18 protein-coding genes and 1 tRNA gene are annotated in these 19784 nt (G+C 50.7%); 15 read left to right on the top strand and 4 right to left on the bottom strand.

The window, feature by feature from the left end:
- The first annotated feature begins 8 nt into the window (after window positions 1–8).
- The gene (locus ODJ80_RS12015; protein ID WP_263042289.1) at window positions 9–809 is read left to right on the top strand and encodes an SDR family oxidoreductase; all 801 of its coding nucleotides are present in this window, start codon (window positions 9–11) and stop codon (window positions 807–809) included.
- Window positions 810–1080: 271 nt separating this feature from the next.
- Here the strand turns inward: ODJ80_RS12015 and ODJ80_RS12020 are convergent, their stop codons facing one another.
- Window positions 1081–1425: a hypothetical protein gene (locus ODJ80_RS12020; RefSeq protein WP_263042316.1), complete on the bottom strand. Its 345-nt coding sequence runs from the start codon at window positions 1423–1425 to the stop codon at window positions 1081–1083.
- Window positions 1426–2126: 701 nt separating this feature from the next.
- A complete protein-coding gene (locus ODJ80_RS12025) occupies window positions 2127–2369 on the bottom strand; it encodes a helix-turn-helix domain-containing protein (RefSeq protein ID WP_263042290.1) in 243 nt (80 codons plus the stop codon).
- 133 nt (window positions 2370–2502) lie between these two features.
- On the opposite strand from ODJ80_RS12025, the gene ODJ80_RS12030 reads away from it, so the two are divergent.
- The 10 genes from ODJ80_RS12030 to ODJ80_RS12075 all read left to right on the top strand — a co-directional run bounded on the left by ODJ80_RS12030 (window position 2503) and on the right by ODJ80_RS12075 (window position 13920).
- A complete protein-coding gene (locus ODJ80_RS12030; RefSeq protein WP_263042291.1) occupies window positions 2503–2883 on the top strand; it encodes a hypothetical protein in 381 nt (126 codons plus the stop codon).
- Window positions 2884–3099: 216 nt separating this feature from the next.
- Window positions 3100–4731 carry a site-specific DNA-methyltransferase gene (locus ODJ80_RS12035; protein ID WP_263042292.1) on the top strand — a complete coding sequence of 544 codons (1632 nt, stop codon included), beginning with the start codon at window positions 3100–3102 and terminating at the stop codon, window positions 4729–4731.
- 16 nt (window positions 4732–4747) lie between these two features.
- Window positions 4748–6382 (top strand): DUF4435 domain-containing protein, encoded by a 1635-nt coding sequence (locus ODJ80_RS12040; RefSeq protein WP_263042293.1) that lies wholly within the window; start codon window positions 4748–4750, stop codon window positions 6380–6382.
- A complete protein-coding gene (locus ODJ80_RS12045) occupies window positions 6373–7677 on the top strand; it encodes a DEAD/DEAH box helicase (RefSeq protein ID WP_263042294.1) in 1305 nt (434 codons plus the stop codon). Before ODJ80_RS12040 ends, ODJ80_RS12045 begins: the two co-directional genes overlap by 10 nt.
- Window positions 7678–7680: 3 nt before the next feature.
- Window positions 7681–8994: a hypothetical protein gene (locus ODJ80_RS12050; protein ID WP_263042295.1), complete on the top strand. Its 1314-nt coding sequence runs from the start codon at window positions 7681–7683 to the stop codon at window positions 8992–8994.
- 10 nt (window positions 8995–9004) lie between these two features.
- Complete coding sequence (locus ODJ80_RS12055; RefSeq protein ID WP_263042296.1) at window positions 9005–10699, top strand: AIPR family protein; 1695 nt, start codon at window positions 9005–9007, stop codon at window positions 10697–10699.
- Between the two features lie 317 nt (window positions 10700–11016).
- Complete coding sequence (locus ODJ80_RS12060) at window positions 11017–11226, top strand: helix-turn-helix domain-containing protein (RefSeq protein ID WP_022335509.1); 210 nt, start codon at window positions 11017–11019, stop codon at window positions 11224–11226.
- A complete protein-coding gene (locus ODJ80_RS12065; protein WP_317619927.1) occupies window positions 11193–11630 on the top strand; it encodes a helix-turn-helix domain-containing protein in 438 nt (145 codons plus the stop codon). Before ODJ80_RS12060 ends, ODJ80_RS12065 begins: the two co-directional genes overlap by 34 nt.
- 956 nt (window positions 11631–12586) lie before the next feature.
- Window positions 12587–12898: a plasmid mobilization protein gene (locus ODJ80_RS12070; protein ID WP_263042297.1), complete on the top strand. Its 312-nt coding sequence runs from the start codon at window positions 12587–12589 to the stop codon at window positions 12896–12898.
- A gap of 2 nt (window positions 12899–12900) precedes the next feature.
- Window positions 12901–13920, top strand: a complete 1020-nt coding sequence (locus ODJ80_RS12075) for a relaxase/mobilization nuclease domain-containing protein (protein WP_263042298.1) — start codon at window positions 12901–12903, stop codon at window positions 13918–13920.
- Between the two features lie 290 nt (window positions 13921–14210).
- Here the strand turns inward: ODJ80_RS12075 and ODJ80_RS12080 are convergent, their stop codons facing one another.
- Window positions 14211–15116 (bottom strand): hypothetical protein, encoded by a 906-nt coding sequence (locus ODJ80_RS12080; RefSeq protein ID WP_263042299.1) that lies wholly within the window; start codon window positions 15114–15116, stop codon window positions 14211–14213.
- Between the two features lie 298 nt (window positions 15117–15414).
- Between ODJ80_RS12080 and ODJ80_RS12085 the strand changes: the two genes are divergently transcribed.
- Entirely contained in the window at window positions 15415–16563 is a 1149-nt protein-coding gene (locus ODJ80_RS12085) for a tyrosine-type recombinase/integrase (protein ID WP_263042300.1), read from the top strand.
- A 258-nt stretch (window positions 16564–16821) separates the two neighbouring features.
- Here the strand turns inward: ODJ80_RS12085 and ODJ80_RS12090 are convergent.
- A tRNA-Met gene (locus ODJ80_RS12090) sits at window positions 16822–16898 on the bottom strand.
- 240 nt (window positions 16899–17138) lie between these two features.
- Here ODJ80_RS12090 and hprK point away from each other — a divergent pair.
- Genes hprK through murB form a run of 3 tightly spaced genes read left to right on the top strand, consistent with a single transcriptional unit; the run spans window position 17139 to window position 19783 of the window.
- Complete coding sequence (gene hprK, locus ODJ80_RS12095) at window positions 17139–18104, top strand: HPr(Ser) kinase/phosphatase (protein ID WP_263042301.1); 966 nt, start codon at window positions 17139–17141, stop codon at window positions 18102–18104.
- Window positions 18104–18853, top strand: a complete 750-nt coding sequence (locus tag ODJ80_RS12100) for a phosphatase (protein ID WP_178864760.1) — start codon at window positions 18104–18106, stop codon at window positions 18851–18853. The genes hprK and ODJ80_RS12100 overlap by 1 nt, the downstream gene beginning before the upstream one ends.
- A 12-nt stretch (window positions 18854–18865) precedes the next feature.
- Window positions 18866–19783: a UDP-N-acetylmuramate dehydrogenase gene (murB, locus tag ODJ80_RS12105; RefSeq protein ID WP_263042302.1), complete on the top strand. Its 918-nt coding sequence runs from the start codon at window positions 18866–18868 to the stop codon at window positions 19781–19783.
- Window position 19784: the final 1 nt, after the last annotated feature.

Consider the following 19784-nt stretch of genomic DNA (forward strand, 5'->3'; position numbering starts at 1 on the left):
ATGGTTCCATGTTTGATGTAATGAAAGCTTTTCAGATGAACGGGAGAAATATCGCTGTAACCGGGGCTACAGGAAACCTTGGAATGCACTTTGCCGAGGGACTGGCGCAAGCTGGTGCAAATCTGCCCCTTATGGATATGCCGGGAACCGAAGAAAAGCTGAATGGACTGAAAAACAATTTTGAGGGGAACTACGGGATAAAAGTTTCTGTGTACGCTTTGGACATTGGCGACGAAGAAAACGTGAAATTGGTCAGCGAAAAGGCGGAAGAAGATCTCGGACCTGTGGATGGTCTTCTCAATGTGGCTGGTATCAACCATCATGGAACTGTATTTGATTACAGCGATGCGGATTTGGATCGGCTCATGCATATCAATGTGGTGGGAACCTATTCCTGCTGCAAGTGGTTTGGGAAAAAGATGTGTGAGCGCAAGAGAGGCTCTATTGTCAACATCGCATCCATGAGTGGATACATTGGCAACTACCCACCCAGAACGATGGCTGGTTATGGAATTTCCAAAGCAGGCGTTCATCACCTGACCAAATGCATCGCTGCAGAAATGGGGGCCTATAACGTCCGAGTCAACAGCATTTCTCCGGGTTTTTTGGAAAAAGGCATGAGTAATGTGAAGAATTTTATGCAGTTGACAGACCCGGGTATTGCGGAGCATAATTTGAGTGCAACTCCTATGCACCGTGTTGCTAAAGCCGAAGAGTTAGTTGGTGCAGCTGTTTACCTTCTCTCGGATGCTTCTAGCTTTACGACCGGCATTGATATCCTCATCGACGGCGGCTATATGCTCTGGTAAAATCCATCTACTTTCCAAGTGGATAAAAGAAGGAAAAAGCACTGATCGGTGCAATAGAAAAAGTCTGGCAGGAGCGTCCAACGGCCATGAAACGTGGGCTGTGACCAATGTAGACAAATCGATTTCGGGTCAATCCCAAAATCTGTGTGAACTCCAACTTGGGTGCAAATAGAGTAAAATTCATTCAGGACGGCAGCCGGGGAAATTCGGTTGCCGTCTTTTCAATAACATAACGACGGTGGGGGGCGGATGCCAAGGGGGACACAGCCGTTCAGCGTGTCCTTGACATCCTGTCTAAGCGGTGTTGCTCGGGCATATGCTCGGCAAAATAGATGACCATCTGGAGGTGGATTAGGCTCCAATTTTGCCGCCGTTCGCTCCATATTTTGGTAATATCCATCATGGCCAGATACAGCATTTTCAGCAGGCTACCAGCACTAGCAGGAATGCGACCTTCATATATGGCGCCGGGAAAAGAATGACAGCCCGCAGCAGGCAAAGCGAAAAATGTAGGAGAGAAGCCATCTGGCTGGCCGAAAAACCATACCGCCGATCCTATCCAATGGTATCCACCCCAGAATTTGACCCAGATTCCGGCCAAACCAAAATGGGTCAAATCTGGGTCAACTCCCAAAAGAAAGCAAAAACCACCCCAGAGTCGCAAGGCTCAGAGGTGGTTGTTTCCTGTCGATTTTCCAGAAAAAACAGTGCTATTTACACAACAGATACCGCCAAATCAAGGGAGAGTGCTGGCAGTATCCCACAAAAAGCAAGAGAAGACCCCAGGTAATAAAACCTGGGGTCTTTGGTTGTGGGGGCAGGATTTGAACCTACGGTCTCGGCTGCCGCCTCGGTCGGCTCGTAGCTTGCGTGCCACCGGCACGCACTCGCCCTTCGGGTTATGAGCGCGGGCCCCTAAGCGGAAAGGTCTTGGGCTCACATCGTGCTCCATAACAGAAAATCCTTGCCACCCCAGACGGGATAGCAAGGATTTTTGGTTGCGGGGGCAGGATTTGAACCTACGACCTTCGGGTTATGAGGGGTGGTTAGCCGTAACATACAGGCCTGTTGGGCCCTTTCCAGGGGTGTTGGCTGGCGGTTTTCGCAAGACATACCCCACATAGAGGTGGCTGTTCCACTGGCTGGTGACCGGTTCTGGGTCAGGGTATGGGTCAGAAAGTGGGTCAGGGGAGAGGAGCGGGAAAAAATGGGTCAACCGGCAGCGGCGCAAAATTTGCGCCGGTATAAACAAAGAATAGAGAAAGTCGAACCCCCGCCTTGTCAACGACAATGCAGGGGCTATTTTCATCCAACAAATTATTTGATTTCTTGCTCTAAATCTCGAAAGAGCTCTGAGTGAAAGAATTCCTCGATGGTGATGCCCAGGCCGTCACAGAGCTTTTTAATGGTGGACACAGTGGCGCTGTGATTTCGTCCGCTGATAATATTGTTCACAGTGGATTGAGTTACGCCGCTAAGTGTGCACAGTTTGTTGATAGAGATGTCTCGTTCTGCACAAAGTCCCAAAATGCGTTGCTTTACCGCTTCTCCAATGTCCATGGGCTTCACCTCTTTCTCTAAGAAAAAGGATACCCAGCACGTCTTGAAAATCTTACCCCTTTTGGGTTAATATGAACAAAAAAGTTGTTTTTTCATTGGCCATCGTGACACGCCAGAACATGTTTACCCAGCGTTGGAACAAGCGGTGGAGCAGCTTATCACCCAAGGCGTGACGGAGTTCTATGTGGGCAACCACGACAGCTTTGACCGCATGGCAGCTCGCGCGGTGATTGCGGCAAAACAGCTGCATCCCCAAGTGCGGCTGACAATGCTCTTGGCCTACCATCCCGGGGAGAGACCGGTCACCCTGCCGCCAGGCTTTGACGGCAGCCTGTATCCGCCGGGGATGGAGAACGTTCCCCGCAGGTTTGCCATTCCTCGTGCCAACCGCTGGATGGTAGAGCACTGCACACATTTGGTGGCTTATGTGACCCACCCCGCCAGCAACGCGGGGAAGGTGGTGGAGTGGGGAATTTTCAAAGACAAGAAAGTCATGAAATTGAAAGGGTCATAAAATCCAGGTACCGGCCAATAGTGCGCTGGAAAGCGGAAAGTTTGGAGAAAAACACAATATCTTGTGTTACTTCTCGCCCTGACTTATGGACATTTTCTGTGTGCTCTGGTAAAATAATAACAACAACATCGAAAAATGACTGAAAATCGGTCTTTGATAAAAAACATGCAATCGTTTTGGAAAACGCGGTGACGCGTATCTTTGGAGGAAAGTGCTATGCCCACCCTTGAATGGATCGGAAAAGATAAAGTCATCAACCACCACCAGGAGGTGCCCTTCCGGGTGCTGGAGCGCCGGTACAGCTATGACGAGGCCGGTCAGCACGACGAGGACAACGGCAGTGAGAACATGATCATCCGGGGCGACAACCTGGAGGCGCTGAAAGCCCTGCTGCCCCGGTATGAGGGCCGGGTGAAGTGCATCTATATCGATCCACCGTATAACACCGGAGAAGAGGGGTGGATTTACAACGACAATGTGAACGACCCCAGAATCAAAAAGTGGCTGGGTGAGGTGGTCGGCAAAGAGGGGGAGGACTTGACTCGCCATGATAAGTGGCTTTGTATGATGTATCCCCGATTAAAACTGTTATATAAACTTCTGTCGGATGACGGACTGATTGCGATTTCGATAAATGACCATGAGCTATATAACCTTGGAACGATTATGAATGAAATTTTTGGCGCTTCGCACAGGCTTGCTTGCGCTCCTTGGCGTTCCGAGCCAAGCGGGGGTAAGGATAAAACAGTTTTACGCACAGGCCATGAATATATTTTGTTCTATGTAAAAAATGACACTTCCAATCTTTGTAAAGAAGAAAAATCCACAGGGGTATTAGATTTAAAGGATTCCTTTGGGAAATACAGAAAAGGCCGTGAATTAAGGAAATGGGGAGCTGGTTCTTTAAGAGAAGATCGCCCTAACTTGTGGTTTCCCATTAAAGCACCAAATGGAGAAGATGTTTACCCTATTAAAAATGATGGGCAAGAAGGACGGTGGCGTTTAGGAAAAGATAATGAGTATATGGCTCAAATTCTCAAAAATCCAGAATATGCACACTGGGAAATGTGCCCTTATGATGAAGGTGTCATAGTTGATGGGAAAACAGAGCGGTTAGTTCCATTTGAAAAAATTAGAGATGCAAAAAAATCTTTTGGGTGGAATAGTTGGCTTGACGGATATGGAACAAACGCAGATGCTACAGCGGTAATTAAAGAGATTTTCGGGAGCAAAATATTCGAGACTCCTAAGCCATTACCACTAATCGAGTGGATTATATCACTACATAACGATGAAAACGCTGTAATTCTCGACTCCTTCGCTGGTTCCGGCACTACCGCCCATGCGGTGCTGAACATGAACCAGGCCGACGGCGGCAACCGTAAATTCATCCTGGTGGAAATGATGGACTACGCCGACAGCATTACCGCTGAGCGTGTTAAACGGGTGATTGACGGCTATGGAGAGGGCAAAAAGGCGGTGGAGGGCACCGGCGGCAGTTTCAGCTTCTACGATCTGGGGGAGCCGCTGCTAATCGGGGAGTGCCTCAACGAGTCCGTGGGGACGGAGAAGATCCGGGAGTACATCTGGTTCATGGAGACCAAAGCGCCCTATGCCCCGGCTGCCGGGGAGAACCCCTATTATCTGGGGACCTGCAACGACACCGGCTATTATTTCTACTACGAGCCGGAGCAGGTGACGGTACTGGACTATCCGTTCTTGTCCACGATCACGGAGAAAAGCGGCAATACGGTCATCTACGCCGACCGCTGCTCCATCGGGGCGGACAAGCTGGCCCAGATGGGGATCGTGTTCAAGAAGATCCCTAGAGACATCAGCAGACTGTAAGGGAGGTGGGCTTGGCATGGCCTTTCAATATTATCTGCCGGACGAAAATGGTAATAAGCAAGAATATGGAACGAGTTCTAACTCGCTCATTATTATAGGTGCAAATGGGTCTGGAAAAAGCAAATTAGGGGCATGGATCGAGCAGCAAAATATGGAGGATGTGCATCGAATCGGTGCTCAAAGAAATTTAAACTTCCAAGAAAATGTGCCGCTAAAGAGCTATTCCCAGGCAGAGGATTTTGTTTTTTATGGGACAGATAATAAAGCAAACCAAAAGGGCAAAGGGTATCGGTGGAACTGGGGAAAAGAATACACAACAAGGCTTATAGATGACTTTGATAATGTCTTAGCAGCATTAATTGCACTAAAGAATAATGATAACGAGAAATTTGTAAATCAATATAAAAATGCAATTAAAAATCATTCAAAAATCCCAACTCCACCCCTTACTGCAATTGACAGATTGATTCTGGTATGGGACGAAGTGTTTCCTCAGCGACAACTAAAAGTAGAAGACGCAAAGTTCTCTGCACTTCTGGCCCATGGTGATGATTTAATTTCATATAGTTCGACTCAAATGAGTGATGGAGAACGTGCTGTCCTATACTTAGTTGCACAGGTACTTTGTGTTCCGAAAAATAAAACCCTTATTGTTGATGAACCTGAGGTGCACCTTCACCGTTCGATTATGAACCGTTTATGGTCTGCTCTCGAAAAATATAGACCAGACTGTTTCTTCATTTACATTACCCATGATACACAATTTGCTGCAGCTCACGGGCCATCTGATAAAATCTGGATCAAAGAGTTTGACGGAACTCACTGGAAGTTGGAAAAAATTCTAGATAATGAACTTCCGGAGGAGCTTCTCTTTGATATTTTAGGAAGCAGAAAAAATGTACTGTTTGTCGAGGGAGAAAAGAGCAGCTACGATACACAACTATATACGATCCTATACCCGGATTATTATGTAATTGCTTGCGGCAGCTGTACTCAAGTGATTGCACGAACAAAAGCCTTCCGAAATAATTCTACACTGCACCATTGCGAAGTATATGGACTTATTGACCGTGATTACCGCTCTGACTATGAAATTAACAAATACAAAACAGAATTCATATATACGCTCGATGTTGCGGAGGTGGAAAACCTTTTCTTGGTGGAAGAATTGATACGGTTGTTTGCTACACATCTGGGACGGAATCCAGATGAAGTTTTTGCAAGCATAAAAGATTACATTGTTAATGTCAGATTTGTAAAGCAAATTGATAAACAAATTTGCCAAAGTGTAGTTGCACACTTGAAGTACCAATTGTCCTCTATCGAATTGTCTAAGAAAAGCGATGATGAGGCCAAGGCCAGTTTAAACGCTGCATTACAGACAATTGACTACGAAGAAACAAAATCCGAGCAGGAATCAAAATTTAGAGAGCCTTTAGATAGGGCAGATTATGCAGGTGTATTGCGTGTGTTTAATGAGAAAGGACTAATCAGCTCCATTGGGCATTTCTTTGGTTTAAATGATAAGGAATATTGCAGCACAATTCTGGCTTTGCTTAATGGAAATCTTCGCAATGAAATAGTAAAGGCTGTTGAAAAATATTTGCCCACTGAAATTCCAAGACAAGGAGGTGGCACACAATGGAGTTGAAAGCATATCAGAAGAAAGTCATTGCGGACTTGAATCGCTATTTACAGCTTTTGAATGAGACCCGGGACTATGCCGCCGCCTTCCGCTTTTTCTGGCAGGAGAAAAGCGCCCCCTCCCTGGGGCGGTATCAGGATATTATGCCCGGGGTGCCCAACCTCTGCTTCAAAGTGCCCACCGGCGGCGGGAAGACCTTTCTGGCCTGTAACGCCATCCGGCCTATCTTTGACGCCCTGCCCTTTACCAAGACGAAAGCGGTGGTATGGCTGGTGCCCTCGGACGCCATCCTCTCCCAGACGGTGAAGGCGTTGAAAGATCCGTCCCACGACTACCGCCAGAAGATCAATGCCGATTTTGGCAGTCGGGTGGAGGTCTACACCAAGCAGGAGCTGCTCAACGGGCAGAATTTTAACCCCACCGCCGTGACGGAACAGCTTTCCGTCATGGTTCTGTCCTATGACTCCTTCCGGGGCCGGGGCAAAGAGGGGCTGAAAGCCTACCAGGAGAACAGCAACCTGGAGCCCTTCTCCAAGGCGCTGGGCAAGCCGGAATTTCCCATTGAAAAGGCGGACGAGACCGCCCTGTTTCAGATCATCAACCAGCTCTCCCCCCTGGTGATCGTGGACGAGAGTCACCATGCACGCTCGGAACTAAGCCTGGAAATGCTGAAAAACTTCAATCCCTGTTTCGTGCTGGACTTGACTGCCACACCGAAAAAGGAGAGCAATATCATCTCCTATGTGGACGCCGTGCAGCCAAAAAAGGAAAACATGGTGAAACTGCCGGTGATCGTCTACAACCGGGACAACCAAGGCGAAGTACTGACCGACGCCATCGACCTGAGAAATCGGCTGGAGGAACTGGCCCAGTCCAGGTCGGAGCAGTCTGAGCAGTATATCCGCCCCATTGTGCTATTCCAGGCCCAGCCCAGGGGCAAGGAGGAGAGCACCACCTTTGAAAAACTGCGGGACAAGCTGGTGGAGACCGGCATCCCCGCTGAGCAAATCGCCATTCGCACCGCCGACGTCAACGAACTGAAAAACCGGGATCTGCTTTCCCCCGACTGCCCCATCCGATACATTATCACGGTCAACGCACTGAAAGAGGGCTGGGACTGCCCCTTTGCCTATATTCTGGCCTCCCTTGCCAATAAGACCAGCCAGGTGGATGTGGAACAGATTCTGGGGCGTATCCTGCGGCTTCCTCACACCACCCAGCACAGCCGCCCGGCGTTGAATATGTCCTATGTGCTGACCTCCTCCAACGACTTTGACCAAACCGTAAAGCAGATCATCTAGGGATTGAACAGTGCTGGTTTCAGCGATAAGGACTACCGCCTCTCCGACCCTGTTGCGCCCAAGGAGCCGGAACCCACGCCGGAGCAGTTGAAGATCCCGCAGCCGGCTCCCGAGGAATCCAACGACACAGAGGAGTTCCTGGACTTTGATCCCCAAGCTGTCGTCCAGGAGCTGGAGCGCCGCCAGACTGAGACAGGTCCAGCCGAGGCTGCAACCAAGGGCAGCGCCATGTTGGAACAAGCGGAGCGTGCCGGACAGGAGTACAACGCTGCGGTAAGCCAAACCGCAGGGGACCCCTATATGCAGGATTTTGCCTGGGAGGTGCGGGAGCAAGTGACTACATTCAAAGTAAAACCGGAATTTCAGCAGGATATTGAGACATTGATGATTCCGCAGTTTTTCCAGGTCGTCCCGGTCTCCCTGTTTAGCGATGGGGTATTTGAATTGCTGGAGAAAGACCAGCTTGCCGAGGACTTCACCCTGAAAGGGAAGGCCTATGACATTGACTTTTCCGCCGCCGATGACGAAATTGCGGAGATAGACGTGCGGGAAAAGGAGGGTGGCTTGCCCAGAGCATTTAAAATGAACGAGGCAGACCAGCGATATTTTAAGGAGCACTTCAACTCCCTGCCCCCGGAGAGCCGGATCAACAGGTGCAAGGATCTAATGTTCCACCAGCTCAACAAATTGAACATGGTGGACGCTGCCGAGCTGAGAAGCTATATTGACCGCATTGTGGGCGATATGGACAAAGATCAATTAGCAGGCATGGAAAAGGCCCCTCTGGGCTATGCGGCAAAGATCAAGGACAAGATCGACTCTCTGCTGACTCAACACTACCAGGAGACGTTCAAACGCTGGCTGGAGACCGAGCGAATCGTCTGCAAACCGTCCTACCGCCTGCCCATGTACATTCACCCCACTACCAGCACAAATATTTACGGCGGTTCCTTGTATCAGGCGGAAGAAGGTAACATGGACAAGCTGGAGTCGGCCCTGGTCAGAGAGTTGACCGCCCTGTCTAATGTCAAGTGGTGGCACAGAAATATATCTAAGCGAGAATTCCGTATCAATGGTTTTATCAATCATTACCCGGATTTTATTGTGATGACACACAGCGGGAAAATCATTCTGGTGGAGCCAAAAGGTAAACACCTGACAAACGATGAGAGCCGGAAGAAAATTGCACTAGGTGAGGCCTGGAGACACGCTGCCGGAAATCAGTACCGCTACTATATGGTGTTCCGAGATGGAGATAACCTCCTGCCAGGTGCCGTAAGCATGAGCCAGTTTGTGGAACTGATGAAAGCGTTGTAAGGAGAAGAAAATGAAATTAGCAACGAATAGTCAACGTATTTTAGAAGAACTTTTTCAACAAGATTTTGCAGACAATGTGGTATATACGGATCAATCACAATATTTTGAATTTTTTTCTACAAAAAACATTTTGAAGAATGTGGAATTGAGCGATGAAGAAATCGAAAGCGGTGTTCTTGGAAGTGGAAATGACGGCGGTTGTGATTCAATATACATTCTTTTCAATGGAACTTATGTGACCGAGGACATTTTAGAAAGTATTTCTGTAGGCAAGGAATCTGCTATAGAGTTGATGGTTGTTCAAGCTAAACGTGAAACCTCATTTGGGGAAGACGCTATAATGAAATGGAAAACAACGGCCTCAAATCTATTGGAAATTGGTATAGATGATTCTCGGTATCAAGCGAGATATAACGAGGATGTATTAAATGCATTTGCACTGTTCCGAAATTTATATGTAAAGTTATTGCGCTATACACCCAAAATTAATATTTCGTTTCATTATGCATCCTTTGCAAATGAAGTTCACCCCAATGTTGAGGCGCAGGCAAACGAATTGATTAAAATCGTGGAAAGCCTATATCCAAGCCCCAAAACAACCGTATTAGTTAAATTCTGGGGTGCAGAAAAGTTGCTCCGTGCTGCTCAAAGCCAACCGGAGCATAAACTTAATCTGCCGTTAGCTGAAACACCAATAAATATTGGTACGCACCAAGACTATGTAGCTCTGGTTAATTTGGAAAAATATTATCGGTTTATTGTTTCGGAGGATGGAACCCTGCGCAAGTATATTTTTGAGGCCAATGTTCGTGATTATCAAGGCCATAATGCAGTTAATCAAGATATACAAAATACGCTCGTCGATTCGACCGGTGAAGATTTTTGGTGGCTCAATAATGGTATTACATTGCTTGCGGACGAGGCAATTCTTGCGACCAGCAAAGAATTGGTGCTAACTGAACCAGCGGTTGTCAATGGGCTCCAAACCTCAAATGAAATTTATCATTTCTTTCAGGCCCATCCCGAAAAAACAGAAAATGAAAAGCGGAATGTTTTAGTCAGAATTATTGTGCCAGAAAGCGAGGATTCGAGAGATCGTATTATTTTAGCAACAAATAACCAAACTAACATCTTAAAATCTTCCTTGAGAGCTAATGACCCAATCCATTTGCAGATAGAACTTTATCTGAAGAGGCGGGGATTGTATTATGATCGCCGGAAAAATTATTATAGGAATCAGGGCAAAAAGAGCGCCGAAATAGTGAGTGTTTCATTTCTCTCTCAATGCATGATTTCCCTTATATTGCATAGGCCGGATTCTGCTCGAGCCAGACCGTCTACATTATTAACAAAAGATGAAATATATGAGGCATTGTATATAAAGAATCAAGACTTAGATGTGTTTTATAATGCGGCCAGACTGGGGAAGACAGTTGAACGGTGCTTAAAACAGTCTTCTACATATTCTCAAGCTCAAACCAACGATATATTATTTTATGTCTTGTATTATGCTGTTGCGAAAGATATAAATAGGTCTAATATCACTTCCAATGATATCAAATCTCTTGATGTATCCGCATACACTGACGAATATATCTTGGGTATATCCAAGACCGTTTTTGCTAAATATGAAAGTCTTGGCGGAGATAGCAAAGTTGCAAAAGGTACTGAACTTATAAAAGCTTTGGAAGAAACTTTTCGGTAAACCAGGCGCATCTGCAAAAAAGATAGTTAGGTAATATTTAGCAACTCATACTCTGTCCAGTTCATGTCAAAGTGCTAAAATCACAAAGGCTTTAGGATTTCCGGGTTTCTGGTCTGATCCTGCTGTGAGATATAGGAGTAACATAGCCTTTTCCAAATTGCGTCCTTTCCGAGTGTGCCCTTAAATGAACAAACTGTAAATTTTTCAGAAAGTCCGAAAAATGGCTTTCTAGTGCCCCTGTCAAAACTGACACCCTCCTTGACATAGCCGAAAACATGGCGGTACAATTATGGTAAACGAAACCTAGGAGGTGTGTTTTGAAAGAGTCCGCTTACAAATCCTATGAAGACCTCCCGCTGTTTCTGAACGCGGAGCTGGTGGCTCAGGTGCTGGGGATTTCCCAGGCCGGGGCGTACGACTTGCTCCACAGCGAGGGCTTTCCTGTCCTGAAAATCGGCACCCGCATGGTGGTTCCGAAAGAGAAATTCCGCCAGTGGGTGGAAAGAAACACGAGGCCGGAAAGCTGAAAACGTGGGGGACATTCCCGGGGCGTGACGTGAAGAAACGGTATTTCACCCTCCCCAACGAAATCTTTACGCTGGGGCTTGACCAAGGGGAAATCGCAGTGTACGCCTACCTCCTATTCTGCGAGGACCGGGAGACGTATCAATGCTGGCCCAGCTTTAAGCGAATCGGCCAATGCACAGGGATGAGCCCCAACACGGTGCGGAAGTATGTGCACCGGTTGGAGGAGAAGAGACTCATCGACACAGAGAAGACCACCGTCCAAGGGAGAGACGGCAAAGTAAAAAACGGTGTGCTCCTGTACACGATACGGCCCATCCACGAAGCCGTGGCGTACAGATTGGAGCAGGACAGGGTGGGGCAAGGTCGAGCAGCAGCTCGACCCAAGAGAACCTCTCGGACTTGAGAAGTCCGTCTTTTCCTTCGGAAAAGCACCGAGGTTCTCCCCCTAATAAAAGATGAGGTGATAGCTTAGAACCCGGCCCAGGACAGGCCGGGTTCGCTGTTTGTGTGCGAAAATACCGTGGAGCTTATGTTCTGGAGCCCGCCTTTGGCAGCGCAAAATCTGCGCCGCATAAACAAAGAAAAGGCCTTCACCCCACTGGGTTTGAAGAAACGCTTGCATGGGATGACGGACTTAACTGGTTCCATTTCAGAAAAGTGGGGCAGAGGTATTTTTTTCTTCTGCCTGAGTTCTTATACGGGATTGCCGAAAGGGAGGGTGATCCTCCTGAGATGCGCCAGGAAGCAGGCAAAAACCAAACTCGGCCCTATGAGAGCCTGTGTGCGATTTTGCGGGCCAGGTAGGGGAACGACACCAGCGAAACGGGTTACCGGCCCCGTTGAAGCGGTGTGAGCCAGCTGTGGAGGAATCTAGCAAACCGAGACAACCCGAATGGGAGAACAGACCAGCCCCTCCCCCTTTAGGGGGAGGGGTGAACTCGTTTTGGGACACAAACCCACAACTCGGCTTGTGAAGCGCTGTGTGCGGTTTTGAGAGCCGGGTAGGGAGCAACACCAGCAAAGCCACAGACCAGCCCTGTTGAAGCCGTGTGAGACCACTGTGGAGGTTTGGGTGGCAGCGGTAAAAAGCCACCGGAGGAAAGTCCTGAAAGGATGAAAAATAAAGACCTAGTAACCTAAGAGCATCGTCACAAAAATGTAAGAATAAAAAGCTGGACATATAGAGGCCGGTAGCGGTAGTGTAAAAAGCAGAAAAAACCTGCCTTTAGGCAGGGCAAGCATAGCGTCCGGCTATACGCCGGCCGCACTCGCCGGGCGCAGCCCGGCACCCCCTGGCCCCCTAAAGGGGGAGAAAGGTCAAGGACGTTATGCAGAAAAAAGGACAGAAAGGAGAATCGTATGAAAAAGAAAACCGCTATCCTTACCGCCAGGCTGACCCCAGCCGAAAAAGCTGCCATTGAACGCAAAGCGCAGCAGGCAAACATGACCGTCACCGACTACATCGTGAAGTGCGCCTTGGGTAAAAATGTCCGACAGACCGATGAGCTGGCCCCCGTTTTATCCGAGCTGAAAGCCCAGGGCCGCAACCTCAACCAGCTGACAAAACTGGCCAACATGGACCGCATCACACTGGTGGACGCTGAGAATTTCACCGAGGCTTACACAAATCTCTACGGACTCATCGAAGAAATCTACTGGGAGGGGGAGTGACTGTGGCAACATTCATTGCGATCCGTAATGTGAAGCAGACCCGCGGCGCGATGGCGGGAGCTATGGGCTATGTCGCCAAAGATGAGAAAACCTTGTGGCGTGGCATCTCGTTAGTGGCGGGTCATAACTGCGTTCCCCAATCGTCCTACATCGAATTCCTCACCACGAAGAAACGCTTTCACAAAACGGAGGGCCGTCAATTTTACCACTTTGTCCAATCCTTTGCAGAGGGGGATCGCCTGTCCCCACAGATGGCCAACGCCATAGGGGTGGAGCTGGCAGAAAAAGAGTTCCCCGACTTCGAAGTTTTAGTGGCAACACATATCGACACCGGCCACTTGCATAACCACCTGATCGTGAATTCCGTGAGCTGTGTGGACGGTAGGAAGCTCCACCAAAACACAGCAGACTTGCAGCACCACCGGGATGTAAACGACCAAATCTGCATGAAGTACCACCTGAGCGTGCTCCCAAAATCCCAGAAGCATAGTCGGAAGAAGCGCATGGAGCCTGGAGAATATCAGGCGGGGCTTCGGGGTGACAGTTGGAAACTGGAGCTGGTGTTCGTGCTCAACCAAGCCTTGCGGGAGGCGGAAGATAAGGAGAGCTTCATCGAATGGCTGGAGAGGGAGGGCTACCAGGTGAAGTGGTCAACCAACCGCAAACACATCACCTTCATCACGCCGGAGGGCTATCGCTGCCGGGATACCAGCTTGCATGACGAAACATTTTTGAAGGACAACCTGGAATACCTGTTCCTCTACCGCCAGCTGACGAACTTCGAACCCGGCAGGGAGGAACCCTCCTGTGGCTGGCTTTACGGCGTGACCTACAATGCAGAAGCCCTGACCCGCTACATGACGCAAGCCATGGACGTGCCGGACCCGCCGCCCATACCCGTCTGGACGGAAAGCAAACAGCGGCAACGTGAGGCCCTCAAAAAGCTGGCCCACGGCCAGCGGCTGGAAAATATCCAAGACTTTGAAGAGGATGAGGGCTACAGTTTTGGGATGTCCATGTGAGTTTTTCCCTCTGCCCATCATTATCGCATCCCACCTCAAAAATTGCGCTGCTAAACAAAGAATAGGCCTGAAGAAATTTCCCCGCCCCAGGCAGGTGTAAATCCACCAAAAGGCGGGGCAATTTTTCTCCGCCCCAGTTCGGAACATGGGGATGGACATAGGCCCTAGCTATCCAGTGGTGGTTGAAAAAACAATCTGAAGGGAGGAACCACCAACTATGCCACAAAAACAACTCATAACAAACGGCAAAGTCTTTCGGAGAACGGATAACTGACGGTAAAGTGTTAGGTCTAGTCGCAAGAGCATATCTGTGATGCCACGTGCTCAACGTGATATAGGGAACAATCATTCAGATATAGGTGCAGGTAGCTTTTTTGTTCATTCTGTGCGGGTTGAGGCGTGTAGTAAGAGGAAAACGAATAAACATCTGGGTAGTTTTGAACGGTATTTCCATCTACAATCAGCCGGGTTTCTTTTTCTTTATCAAAATGGGAATCTTTAAAGTATAACCGGTAAGCATCAACAAGGGTTTGCACAAAATGTTGGAGAGAAAAATGCGATGTACCAATTTGGTTGCGAAAAGTATAGATGCAGCCAATAGCATTGTGGATAAAATCTTTGATCAAACATTCATCGTACAAGACATCGCGAAGGAAAGCTATAGGGAAGTCATCTTTGAAAGCGCGCTTTTCTGCACAATCAGGGAAAAAACCTGAATTTTGACTAGCTGTATCTACCAGACAATGAGTCTGTAATCCTAAAATAACACCGGGGTTCCCTTTTTTGCAGGCGTAGTTCTCTTTTAAGTATTGGCAGTTACTTTCTCTGGAAAAAGAGAGCACATACCACCGGCCTAATTGACGGAAGCGGTTTTCACAAATCTTTAACTCTTGGGCTAGTTGCTTGTGAAATGCTGAATCAATTGTACCATCATTCTGGCATTCCGCAAAGAGTTTATACAATAGAGGAAAAATATGATATCCTTCTTTATCATCGAGAAACAATGTAATGTTTGTCAAACGAAGTTCCAACTGGCGTTTTTCGGGATGATAGATATAGTGTTCGTATGTTTCTTGATTGGTGTAGTGATATAGCGTTAAAGTGTGGTTTGGATCAGATAGATTAAAGTCAGGAAACAATGCAGTGTAGTATACTGCTTGATCAAAATCGCAAGCGTTAATGAATATATTTTCCATGATCTAATACCTCATATCGGTGATTGGTATATACATGATTTTATCAAAAGTTTTCGCCCTATACAAGGAGAGAGATGCGTGAGAAATTCGAAATCTTATGGGACTATTGTCTGTGTGCAAAAATTGCGCCGCATAAACAAAGAATAGACCCGTAAAAATCTCCCCGCCCCAGACAGGTGTAAATCCACCAAAAGGCGGGGCAATTTTTCTCCGCCCAGTTCGCAACATGGGGGTGGACATTGGGCAGTCCTCTAGAGTAGTGTTGGTGGTTGAAGAAAACCGAAAGGAGGCCACCAGCATGGCAAAGAAACGAGCCAACGGTGAGGGGAGCATTCGCAAGCGGAAAGATGGTCGCTGGGAGGGCCGTTACACAGCAGGCCACACCCCGGAAGGGAAAGCCATCTACCGGAACGTTCTGGGCAAAACCCAGGCAGAAGTGGTGGAGAAGCTCCGCAGGGCTATTGAGGAAACCAAGGGCCTAGACGTGGCCAAGGCCGGGCAGTATACCCTGGGCCAGTGGATGCGGGTGTGGTATGAGAACTACGCCACTATCAAGGTGCGGCCCAGCTCCCACGCAACGTACAGGGGAATCATCAAAAACCACATTGATCCAGCCATTGGGAACATCCCCCTCACCAAGTTGACCACCCTGGACTTGCAGAAGTTCTACCGGGACTTGCTCACCGGCGGGCGGGTGGAGCGGAAGGAGTCAGAGAAGAAGCCCAAGGGCCTTGGCCCCAAGACCGTGCGGAACATCCATCAAATCATTTCCTCGGCCTTGCAGCTGGCCATTCACCAAAAGCTCATCGCCCACAACCCAGCGGAGGGATGTGCCCTGCCAAGAGTGGAACGGAACGAGATGAAAACCCTCACGGCTGACCAACTCAGCGCTTTTTTGCAGGAAGCCAAGCGTACCGGCGTGTTCGAGATGTACTACCTGGAGCTGGCCACAGGCCTGCGCCGGGGTGAACTGCTGGGACTGAAATGGACGGACGTGGATTTTGGCCAGGGCACCCTCACCGTGCGGCGTCAGATTTCGCGAATCAACGGGCAAGTGGTGGAGGCCCCGCTGAAAACCAAGAACGCCTACCGGGTGATCCCCCTGGGGGAGCAGGCCCTGGCCGTACTGCAAAGCCAGCAAGAGAAAACCCACAGCGAGTATGCATTTCCCTCTCCCAATGGCGGGCCTATCTCGCCGGACAGCGTGCGGAATATGCTCCGCCGGGTGCTGAAGCGGGCAGGGCTGCCTTATGTGCGGTTCCACGACCTGCGCCACACCTTCGCTACCTTGGCCCTGCAAAACGGAGTGGACGTGAAAACCGTCTCTTCCATTCTGGGCCACTTCAGCGCTGGTTTCACCTTAGACACCTATGCTCACGTTACCACCACTGCCCAGCGGGAGGCGGCCAAGAAAATGGATGGGGTTCTGGGGCAGAGGGTGCCGTGAGAAAGATTCCAGGGGCTGGTATGGGGTGGTATCCGCTCCAGAGTTTGACCCAAACCAAGGGGGAAGCGGTATGGGTCAGATATGGGTCAGGACGAAAAACCACCCCGGAGCCGAGAAGCTCTGGGGTGGTTCTTTGCTGTCCGTTTTGGCGAAAAAACAGTGCTGGTTGCACAGCAACTGCCGAAATGGAGATGGTAGATATTGGCGATGTCCAACAAAAAACGAAAGAAAACCCCAGGTAACAAAACCTGGGGTCTTTGGTTGCGGGGGCAGGATTTGAACCTACGACCTTCGGGTTATGAGCCCGACGAGCTACCGAACTGCTCCACCCCGCGATATGGTGTGCTGCCGCTTTCGCTCTTCAGCTTAATTATTATAATACAGCCCATCGAAAAAAGCAAGAGGTATTTTTCGGTTTTTTAAAAATTTTTTGCGGGGGGAAATCCCCCGGGGAAAAAGCCGCTCTTTATTTTTCCAGGGGAATCGTTTATAATAGAAAAGAATGTAGAGAATTTTGGCTTTTGGACTTGGTGGCAGCCAGGTCCTCAGAGCTTTGAAAGAGAGGATGCATGCGCATGACGGAAGAGTATACCATCCCCCTGGCAAAGATTATCAAGGAGCTGGGCCTGCGGGCCATACACCTGCCCCAAAACGCGGAGGAAATTCTCATCCGCTCTCGGGATGTGATCCGCCCCGGATTGGAGCTTTACGGGTTCTGTGACTACTTCGACCCCCACCGCATTACCGTGCTGGGCCGTTCGGAAATGGCCATGCTGCAAAGCTTGGGGGAGGAGAAGAAGGCGACGGCGATTGAGCATTTCTTCGCCCTGCGGCCGGCCACAGTGATTGTGGCCCGGGATATCACCCCCAGCGAGAGGATGCTGGCCGCGGCGGAAAAGTATGACATTCCCCTGCTCTCCTCTAAGGATTCCACCTCTAACGTGGTGGCGGACCTGGTCTCCCTGCTGAACGTGGAGCTGGCCCCCCGCATCACCCGCCACGGCGTGCTGATCGAGGTCTACGGCGAGGGCATCCTGCTGGTGGGGGACAGCGGCGTGGGCAAGAGCGAGACCGCCATTGAGCTGATTAAGCGCGGGCACCGGCTTATCGCAGATGACGCCGTGGAGATCCGCCGGGTGTCCAGCAAGTCCCTGGTGGGCCGGGCCCCGGAAAATATCCGTCACTTTATCGAGCTGCGGGGCGTGGGCATCATCAACGCCCGGCGCATTTTCGGCATGGGCGCCATCAAGATGTCGGAGAAGATCGACATGTGCATCAACCTGGAGATTTGGGACGCCACCAAGCTCTATGACCGCATGGGCATCGACAGCGAGTACACCGAAATCCTGGGCATCCGGGTGCCGGTGATGACCATTCCCGTCAAGCCCGGGCGGAACCTGGCCGTCATCATCGAGGTGGCCGCCATGAACAACCGGCAGAAGAAAATGGGCTACAACGCCGCCCAGGAGCTGCTCTCCAGCTTGGGAGTGGATGTCAGCGAGCTTCAGGGCGAGGCTATCAAAAAGGATCTGGATATTTGATGAAACACGCATATACTATCATAGCCGACCTGCACACCCACACCCTGTTTTCCGGCCACGCCCACAGCACCTTCTCGGAGATGGTGGGCGCCGCCCGGGACAAGGGCTTGTACGCTTTGGCCGTTACGGACCACACCGGCGTCATGCCAGGCTCTCCGGTGGACTGGTATTTTTCCAGCCTGCACGAGCTGCCCCTGCACTATAAAGGGGTGCTGACCATTGTGGGGGCGGAGACCAACATTCTGGACTTTGAAGGAAATACCGACCTGGGGGAGAGCTACGCCGGCCAGCTGGACTGGGTGGTGGCCTCCATCCACCGGCTGGGCCTGCCGGGCCTGGAAAACCCGGACGTGGAGAAGTGCACCCACCTGTGGAGCCAAATCGCCAAGAACCCCCGGGTGAACATCATCGCCCACAGCGGCGACCCCCTCTACGCCTACGATTATGAGAAGGTCATCCCCTTGTTCGGGGAGAACCACAAGCTGGTGGAGATCAACAACCACAGCTTTGACGCCCGCAGGCAGAACATCGAAAACTGCAAGAAGATCGCCCTCTGCTGCAAAAAACACGGGGTGCCCATTGTGGTCAGCTCGGACGCCCACTTTGAGGCCTATGTGGGGGACTTCGGCCACGCCCTGGAGATGCTTTCGGAGATTGACTTCCCCGAAGAGCTGATCTTGAACGCCTCCGCGGAGCGTTTGAACGATTACCTTTCCCGCTACACCCACATCTTTGAGCGGAGGAAGTGAGAGGAGAAGCCTATGGAGCTTTGCTATGCATTTCTGGACCGGGCGGCTGGGGAGCTGGGCTGTCCCTGCGTTGCGGGGGAGCCCATGAGCCGCCACACCACCTTTCAGATTGGCGGCCCGGCGGACCGGTTCATTACGGTGGAGACCCTGCCCCAGCTCAAGGGGCTGGTGAAAGCCCTTGGGCAGGAGGGCCTCCCCTTCCTGCTGCTGGGGAAGGGCTCCAACCTGCTGGTGGGGGATAGGGGCTTTCGGGGGGCGGTGCTGCTGCTCTCTGGGGACTTCAAAAAGGTGGAGCAGCGGGAAGAGGGCCTCCTCCGGGCAGGAGCGGGGGCCTCTTTGGCTTCTGTGTGCGCCTTCGCCCGGGAGAGGGGCCTTTCCGGCCTGGAGTTCGCCTGGGGCATCCCCGGCTCTGCAGGCGGGGCGGCCTATATGGACGCGGGCGCCTACGGCGGCGAGATGAAGGACGTGGTGGAGCGTGTCTGCCACCTGACCCCCCAGGGGGAAGAGGGCAGCGCCCGGGGAGAAGAGCTCCAGTTCTCCTACCGGCGCAGCCGCTACACCGGCGGGCGGGAGATCATCACCTTTGTGGAGTACCGCCTACAGCCGGGGGACCCGGCCCAGATCGCCGCCAAGATGGAGGAGCTGATGGCCCGGCGCAAGGAGAAGCAGCCCTATGACATGCCCAGCGCGGGCAGCGTGTTCAAGCGGCCCCAGGGGGCCTTTGCCGCCGCCCTCATCGAGGAGTGCGGCCTGAAGGGCCGCCGGGTGGGGGGCGCCCAGGTCAGCGAGAAGCACGCCGGGTTCATCGTCAACACCGGCGGGGCCACCTGCGCCGACGTGCTGGCCCTCATCCGGCAGATCCAGGAAGAGGTGTATGAAAAGCGGGGCATCCGGCTGGAGACAGAGGTCCGGGTGACCGGGGAACAGTAAA

This window comes from Acutalibacter sp. LFL-21 (genome assembly GCF_025630755.1).
Classification (GTDB): domain Bacteria; phylum Bacillota; class Clostridia; order Oscillospirales; family Acutalibacteraceae; genus Acutalibacter; species Acutalibacter stercoravium.

Coding starts and splice junctions, on each gene's coding strand:
- hprK (WP_263042301.1), top strand. CDS start 17,139: ATGACGGAAGAGTATACCATCCCCCTGGCAAAGATTATCAAGGAGCTG.
- ODJ80_RS12045 (WP_263042294.1), top strand. CDS start 6,373: ATGGAGTTGAAAGCATATCAGAAGAAAGTCATTGCGGACTTGAATCGC.
- ODJ80_RS12080 (WP_263042299.1), bottom strand. CDS start 15,116: ATGGAAAATATATTCATTAACGCTTGCGATTTTGATCAAGCAGTATAC.
- ODJ80_RS12035 (WP_263042292.1), top strand. CDS start 3,100: ATGCCCACCCTTGAATGGATCGGAAAAGATAAAGTCATCAACCACCAC.
- ODJ80_RS12100 (WP_178864760.1), top strand. CDS start 18,104: ATGAAACACGCATATACTATCATAGCCGACCTGCACACCCACACCCTG.
- ODJ80_RS12070 (WP_263042297.1), top strand. CDS start 12,587: ATGAAAAAGAAAACCGCTATCCTTACCGCCAGGCTGACCCCAGCCGAA.
- ODJ80_RS12040 (WP_263042293.1), top strand. CDS start 4,748: ATGGCCTTTCAATATTATCTGCCGGACGAAAATGGTAATAAGCAAGAA.
- ODJ80_RS12015 (WP_263042289.1), top strand. CDS start 9: ATGTTTGATGTAATGAAAGCTTTTCAGATGAACGGGAGAAATATCGCT.
- ODJ80_RS12085 (WP_263042300.1), top strand. CDS start 15,415: ATGGCAAAGAAACGAGCCAACGGTGAGGGGAGCATTCGCAAGCGGAAA.
- ODJ80_RS12055 (WP_263042296.1), top strand. CDS start 9,005: ATGAAATTAGCAACGAATAGTCAACGTATTTTAGAAGAACTTTTTCAA.
- ODJ80_RS12025 (WP_263042290.1), bottom strand. CDS start 2,369: ATGGACATTGGAGAAGCGGTAAAGCAACGCATTTTGGGACTTTGTGCA.
- murB (WP_263042302.1), top strand. CDS start 18,866: ATGGAGCTTTGCTATGCATTTCTGGACCGGGCGGCTGGGGAGCTGGGC.